Here is a 6,813-nt window from a genome sequence, read left to right as displayed (position 1 = left end):
TCTGTGTTGGCGACCGTAGCAGAAAACCGTGTGTTCCGCCGCGGTGAGAGGCCCTCTAAGTCCCACCCACGATTCGGTCAAACCCTTTTTTCAAAAAAGTTTCATGAAACCCCGATCAGGCCAAAACCACCAAGCCTCCACAAGACCCTCACACAACATGGGGCCTCGCCCAACAGACGCAAGGTACACACCCTGGGCCGGCACGCAGCAGCGGACTTCACCTTCGCCCAGCCAGTGCCCCTCCCCGCTGCCGGATCGGGCAGACCCCGCTCGCGTAGAGCCTTGGTTAACACCCACATGCTATCACGCTCGGCAATGCCGAAGTCATCGCGCAACCGGATAGACACACGAATGCCCCGTATCGCCGTTATCGTTCCCGCCTATGGCGTGGCCCACCTTGTTGGCGAGGCTCTCGATTCCCTGCTCGCGCAGGATTACGCGGACTGGGAATGCATGGTCATCGACGATGGCGCACCCGACGATGTGGCAGGAGCCGTCGCTCCCTACTTGCACGACCCCCGCATCCGATTCCTCCAATCCGCCAACAAGGGCGTATCGGCTGCCCGCAACGCCGCCATCGCAGCGAGTTGCGCGCCGCTGATCGCTTTGCTGGACGGGGACGACCGGTTCCGCCCCACCTATCTGTCGACAATGGTCAGTCTGTTCGAGGCCGAGCCGGAAGTTCGCCTGGCCACCTGCAATGCCCTGATCTTCGGCGCCGTCGCCCGCGAACGTTTGTGCTTCAATGCCGGACAGGGAAGCGGCGATGGCCTGCACGGCACGCTTGCCGACGTGTTGGACCGCAGCTTCGGTGTCTATATCGGCTCGACCTTTCGCCGAGCGGACTTCGACGCCATTGGCGGCTTCGACACGACAATGGCCCAATCCGAGGACTTCGATCTCTGGGTCCGCCTGATGCAACTGGGCGGTCCGGCCCGCTATGTCGATGCAGTGCTCGGCGAGTACCGGGTACGCAGCAATTCGGCCTCGGCCCACGCGGGCCGCATGCTGATGGGCAACCTCAAGGTCTATGAAAAGGCCCGCGCCGCCCTGCCCGTCGACGCGCCCGAACAGGCATTGCTCGCTCGCCTCGCATCAGACAGCGCGCAGGCGCTGGCCTTCGAGCATGCCATCGACCGCGTCGTGGACGGCGATACCTCCCGTGGCCTGGCCGAACTCAAGGCCGTGCGCTCACGCGTCAAAGGACCGGTGTGGAACCTGTCTTTCGCTCTATGGAACGTCCTGCCTTCGCTCGCGCGCCCGATGCTATCGTGGCGCCGCAATGCGCATCGCCGCGGCAACCAGTCGACGGGAACGCTGGGAACCTTGCTGCAGAAGGCCAGTGGCCAGTGACGAGCGCCGTGGAAGCCGATACCTACGCCGGACCAACCCTGCGCCAGAAAGTGCGCAGTGCAGTGATCTGGCGGTCAGGAACGCAGATCCTGGGCCAGGTGATCTCCTGGCTGGCGACATTCCTGGTCATCCGCATCCTGTCGCCTGGCGACTACGGCCTCTACGCGATGACGTCGGTCGTGCTGGGGCTGCTGGCGCTGCTCAATGGCTACGGCCTGGCCAACGCCTATATCCAGAAGAGCGAGACGAGCGCGCAGATGCTGCGCCAGCTCTTCGGCATGCTGATCGTCCTGAACGGCGTGCTCGCCACGATCCAGATTCTCACTGCGCCGCTGGTCGCTGCGTATTACGAGCAACCGGTCGTCGCCGACATGTTGCGGGTACAGGCGCTGATCTATCTAACGAATCCCTTCCTTGCGCTGGGTTACGCGATCCTTTCGCGCGAAATGGACTTTCGCCGACAGGCACAGGTCAATATCGCCTCGGCGCTGATCGGTGCCTTTGCAGCACTCGGCGGCGCGCTGGCGGGCATGGGCGCCTGGACTCTCGTCCTCGCTCCGATTGCACTGTTCTCGAGCCGCGCGATCGGCATGGCGCTGGTGGCGCGCGCCTTCACCTGGCCAAGCTTCAACTTCAACGGGGTTTGGGACATTGCCCGCTATGGCGGGATGATGACCGTTTCCAGCCTGTTCTGGTTCGTGCAGACCCAGGCCGACGTCGTCATCGCCGGCCGTGCGTTCCCGGTGCATGAACTGGGAATCTATACGACGTCGCTGTTCCTCGCACAGATCTTCGTCACCAAGGTGGTGCCGCCACTGAACGAAGTGGCCTTTTCCGCCTATGCGCGGGTCAAGGACGACAGGGACGCGCTCGCGTCCGGCTTTGTCGCTTCGACCCGGCTCATCATGCTTCTCGCCCTGCCCATGTGTCTTGGCCTCGCCGCCACGGCACAGCCGCTGATCCATGTCATGCTGGGGGACAAGTGGCTTGAGGCCACCCCGGTCGTAAGGCTTCTGGCGCTGGCCATGCCATTCATGACCCTGCACGTCCTGCTTGCTCCGGCGACCAATGCCGTCGGCAAACCCGGCCTGGCAACGCGCACGACGGCGCTGGGTGCCGTGCTGATGCCCGCAGCCTTTCTCGTCGGCGCGCAATTCGGCAGTACCGGCATCGCCGCAGCCTGGCTGATCGCTTACCCGCTGCTGGCGACCTTCGCCCTCGCCTGGTCATTGCCTGCCATCGGCACAACGACCGGCGCTTTCGCCCGGGCCTTGTACGCTCCGGTACTGGCGGCATTGACCATGGCCCTTGGCGTCACCCTGCTCGACCAAGCCATCGGCACCCTTGCGCCGGTCGTTCGCCTTGTCGCGCTGATAGCGACGGGCGCGGCAATTTACGGAGCGCTTCTGTTCGTCTTTGCCCGCCGGAGCCTGTTCGAGCTGGCCAGCTTCGTCCTGCGCCGCTGAAGGGCTGCGCTCAGGCGCGCAATGCCGCGATCGCCCTATGCGTGGCGTCGGTATAGGCGTCGCGGTGATAACGGTAGGTGCCGACGAAATGGATGAAGCTCACGCCTGCGGGCGGCGCTTCATTCCAGAAGTTCATGTAGCGCGCATAGGGAAGCAGGACCGGCTCGTCCTCCGCCGTGATGATGACGTTCGACATGACCTGTTCGCTGCCCCATTGTCGCCAACGATCGCGGCCCAGCAATGCCGAAGCCTCGCGCGAGAAGGCATCGGCTACGCCGCGATCAAAGCCGCCGGGTGCAAAACCTGCAAACCCAGCGCAGCCACGGGCATAACGGCGCGGATGCGGCAGACCCGCATCGATCCTCTCCAGCGTCGCTTCGGCCAGAAGCTGAATATGGACATCGCGCCCCAGCTGCTCGGGATCGGCGGCATAGCACCCAACCGGTTGAAGCTCGCAATCGACGCCGCCGCAAAGGGTGAAGTTTCGCCCCTGCTCTATGGCTTCGAGCACTTCATCGACCGGTCCGGTTGTGACCGTGTCGGAATCGAGCTGGATCACGTAGGCATTGCGGCGCAGCACCAGCAGCGTCAGCAGACGCTCCCAACAGCCCCCACTCGGGCAATCGCCCGTTTCGACAGAGGCAATCGCGAGAATCTCAGGCTTGCCGAGATGCCGGTCGAGCACGGCCTTGTCCGCATGCGTCAGCGTGCCATCGTCGAGGATCACGAAGCGTCCGCGCTGCAGTTGCGCATGGAGCGACTTGGCTGCCACCAGATAGGGCAGGAGAACTCTCGTGCCGATCATGGAAAAGACGATGACGCCATCTTCGCGAGGCTGGACAGGCGGTGTCGCCAGAACCGCCTTCGCCGCCCGGTTGTGGCGCAACTCGCGCAGCTTGCGCAGCCCTCTGTCCATAAACTTCGACATCACTGCGCGGCGGTATCATGCGAGCGTTAAGCAATCGCCAATCGTTCAGGGGGCCAAGTCGTCCCAATTCCTTTGTTTGCGGCCGGTTTGGTGGTAAAGTCCCGTAGCCACAAATAAGAAAAACCGACTGCCCGGGAGCAGGAAATGACAGGCACGGCGTTCGCTTTGGCGGCGGCCCTGATCGCGCATTCGGCGATAGCTGCCACGCCAGCACAATCGATCCCTGACGACAGCGATGCCGCCGGCGAAATCCTCGAGGCCCAGCCTGACGCCGACGACCGTATGACCATCGGGGTCGCGATCCACGGCGAGGGGCCCTACCAGTTCCTCATCGATACCGGCTCGCAAAACACGGTGCTGTCGACCGCGCTCGCCAGATCGCTCGGTCTGAGGACCGGTCCGAGCACCAAGGTGATAAGCCTGGCCGGGGTGGACGAGGCGGAAACGGCACGGATCGATTCCATCGATGTCGGGCAACGCACCTTCTACGACCTCACCGTGCCCCTGCTGCAGGACCGGCATATCGGCGCGGACGGCATTCTGGGCACCGACAGCCTGCAGCACCAGCGCGTCGTCCTCGATTTCGACCGCAACACCATACAGATCGGCGACCCCCACGATTTCGACCGCAACGGCAGCTACGAAATCACGGTTCGCGCCCGCAAGCGCTCCGGCCAACTGATCGTGACGCAGGCCATGATCGACGGCATCCGCACTTCGGTTGTCATCGATACCGGCTCCAGCAGCACGATCGGCAATCGCGCGCTGGAACGGGCCATGCGCGAACACAAGAAAGGCACCGGGATGCTGACGTCGGTTACCGGGCAGACGCTTCCCATCAATTTCGGCCTCGCGCAAAAGCTCAAGCTGGATTCGCTGGAAGTCACCAATGTGCTTATCGCCTTCGCCGATGCCCCGGCGTTCAAGGCTCTCGACCTTGAAAGGCGCCCCGCGATCTTCCTCGGCATGCGCGAATTGCGGGCATTCCGGCGCGTGGCGATCGACTTCACGACGCGAAAGATCCTGTTCGATCTGCCCGGTTGAGATTGTGTAACCGCCAAGGTTCCCTAAATAGCGGCGATGCCACCCGATACAGCCGTGAACAATCCCAACGCCCGCCATGACGGCTGGCGCACGCTTCTGAGGTTCCTTCCTTACCTCTGGCCCGCCGACAACAAGGCCCTGCGCTGGCGGATCGTGTTCGCCTGTATCTTCATCCTCGCGTCCATCGGGACGCAGCTTACCCTGCCCTACCTGCTCAAGTGGGCCGTCGATGCGATGGGCGCGACCGGTCCGAAGCTGGTGCAACTGGCGATGCTCACGGTGCTGGGCTACTCGGCCGGGCGCTTTGCGCAGACCGGCTTCGACAACCTGCGCAACATCGTCTTCGAGCGGGTCGGTCAGGATGCGACGCGCTCACTGGCGGAGAACGTCTTCGGCCAGCTCCATCGCCTGAGCCTGCGCTTCCACCTCGGGCGGCGTACCGGAGAGATCACCAAGACCATCGAGCGCGGCACCAAGAGCATCGACACGATGCTCTACTTCATGCTGTTCAACATCGCCCCCACGGTGATCCAGCTCGCGGTCGTCGCGGTCATCTTCTACATCAACTTCGGATGGGGCCTCGTCGCCGCCACGGCCGTCGCGATCGCCGCCTATATCTGGGTAACGCGCACGATCACCGAATGGCGCACCAAACTGCGCGAGCAGATGAACCGACTCGACGGACAGGCCCTGGCCCGCGCCGTCGACTCGCTGCTCAACTACGAGACGGTAAAGTACTTCTCGGCAGAACACCGCGAGGAAGAGCGCTATGCCCAGGCAACGCGCGCCTATGCGGCTGCCGCGGTCAAGAGCGAGAACTCGCTTGGCATGCTCAACATCGCTCAGGCGGTGATCGTCAACCTGCTCATGGCATGCGCCCTCGCCTATACCGTCTGGGGCTGGTACCGCGGCCAGTACACCGCCGGTCAGCTCGTCTTCGTGCAGACCTATCTGACGCAGCTGTTCCGTCCGCTCGACATGCTGGGCATGGTCTATCGCACGATCCGGCAGGGCCTGATCGACATGGCCGAGATGTTCCGCCTGCTCGACGAGCCCCAGGAAGTTTCGGACAGGCCCGGCGCGCCTGCACTTGTCATCCGGCGCCCCTCGGTGGTCTTCGACAATGTCGTGTTCGGTTACGAGAAGGATCGCCAGATCCTCCACGGCCTCTCCTTCGAAGTTCCGGCAGGCCGCAACTATGCCATCGTCGGCCCATCGGGCGCGGGCAAGTCGACGCTCGCCCGCCTGCTTTTCCGCTTCTACGATCCGCAGGGCGGGCGCATCCTGATCGACGGACAGGACATCAAGGACGTCACTCAGGCATCGCTGCGCGCCGCAATCGGGATCGTCCCGCAGGACTCGGTGCTGTTCAACGACACCATCGGCTACAATATCGGTTATGGCCGCGACGATGCGACCCAGGCGGATATCGAGGAAGCCGCCCGCGGCGCCGCGCTCATGGGCCTGATCGATCGCCTGCCGCAAGGTTTCGCAACCGAGGTAGGCGAACGCGGCCTCAAGCTCTCTGGGGGCGAGAAGCAGAGGGTCGCCATCGCCCGCACGCTCGTCAAGAATCCGCCGATACTGCTTCTCGACGAAGCGACCAGCGCGCTCGACACCCGAACCGAGCAGGACATCCTGGCCACCCTCCACCGGGTCGCGGAACACCGCACCTCGCTCTCCATCGCGCACCGCCTCTCGACCATCGCCGATGCCGATTCCATCCTCGTCCTGCAGGAAGGCAGACTGGCCGAAAGCGGCACTCACGGGCAGCTCTTGCGGGCGGGCGGGCTCTATGCCGAGATGTGGGCACGCCAGGCCTCCGAGACCGACGAGCTGGGCGAAGCCGCCGAATAAGGCTCGGGCCGGGACCGCGATCCGCCCTCGAGGCGGCCTGCGCCCGACCGCCTCCGAGCCGCGACGGGTTGCATTCGCACTCGCAACACGGCAAAAGCCGCGCCACTCGCTTGGACCCGGTGCAATTCCGGGTGGCTATCCCGGCCGCCGATCCGCCGGGCAACA

General features: G+C 64.0%; 5 protein-coding genes and 1 other annotated feature. Of the genes, 4 read left to right on the top strand and 1 reads right to left on the bottom strand.

Annotation, left to right across the window (positions count from 1 at the left end):
• Positions 1–351: 351 nt before the first annotated feature.
• Entirely contained in the window at positions 352–1,353 is a 1,002-nt protein-coding gene (locus B5483_RS23485; RefSeq protein ID WP_245828979.1) for a glycosyltransferase family A protein, read from the top strand.
• Complete coding sequence (locus tag B5483_RS11080; protein WP_054948037.1) at positions 1,350–2,819, top strand: lipopolysaccharide biosynthesis protein; 1,470 nt, start codon at positions 1,350–1,352, stop codon at positions 2,817–2,819. Before B5483_RS23485 ends, B5483_RS11080 begins: the two co-directional genes overlap by 4 nt.
• 10 nt (positions 2,820–2,829) lie before the next feature.
• Here the strand turns inward: B5483_RS11080 and B5483_RS11075 are convergent, their stop codons facing one another.
• Complete coding sequence (locus B5483_RS11075; RefSeq protein ID WP_079730316.1) at positions 2,830–3,747, bottom strand: hypothetical protein; 918 nt, start codon at positions 3,745–3,747, stop codon at positions 2,830–2,832.
• Between the two features lie 144 nt (positions 3,748–3,891).
• Between B5483_RS11075 and B5483_RS11070 the strand changes: the two genes are divergently transcribed.
• Positions 3,892–4,791 (top strand): aspartyl protease family protein, encoded by a 900-nt coding sequence (locus tag B5483_RS11070; protein ID WP_054948035.1) that lies wholly within the window; start codon positions 3,892–3,894, stop codon positions 4,789–4,791.
• 36 nt (positions 4,792–4,827) lie between these two features.
• Positions 4,828–6,648 carry an ABCB family ABC transporter ATP-binding protein/permease gene (locus B5483_RS11065; protein ID WP_054948034.1) on the top strand — a complete coding sequence of 607 codons (1,821 nt, stop codon included), beginning with the start codon at positions 4,828–4,830 and terminating at the stop codon, positions 6,646–6,648.
• 109 nt (positions 6,649–6,757) lie between these two features.
• Positions 6,758–6,813 (top strand) — a sequence feature (sul1 is cis-regulatory element that is thought to sense ions involved in sulfur or methionine metabolism; They are found in Alphaproteobacteria).

It is taken from the genome of Novosphingobium mathurense (genome assembly GCF_900168325.1).
Taxonomy (GTDB): Bacteria; Pseudomonadota; Alphaproteobacteria; order Sphingomonadales; family Sphingomonadaceae; genus Novosphingobium; species Novosphingobium mathurense.
The sequence above is the reverse complement of the archived record's forward strand: the minus strand, read 5'-3'. Positions and strand labels throughout refer to the sequence as shown.

Bases quoted from the DNA above. Each gene is read 5' to 3' on its own strand.
- B5483_RS23485 (WP_245828979.1), top strand. From the start codon at position 352: ATGCCCCGTATCGCCGTTATCGTTCCCGCCTATGGCGTGGCCCACCTT.
- B5483_RS11075 (WP_079730316.1), bottom strand. From the start codon at position 3,747: ATGTCGAAGTTTATGGACAGAGGGCTGCGCAAGCTGCGCGAGTTGCGC.
- B5483_RS11070 (WP_054948035.1), top strand. From the start codon at position 3,892: ATGACAGGCACGGCGTTCGCTTTGGCGGCGGCCCTGATCGCGCATTCG.
- B5483_RS11065 (WP_054948034.1), top strand. From the start codon at position 4,828: ATGCCACCCGATACAGCCGTGAACAATCCCAACGCCCGCCATGACGGC.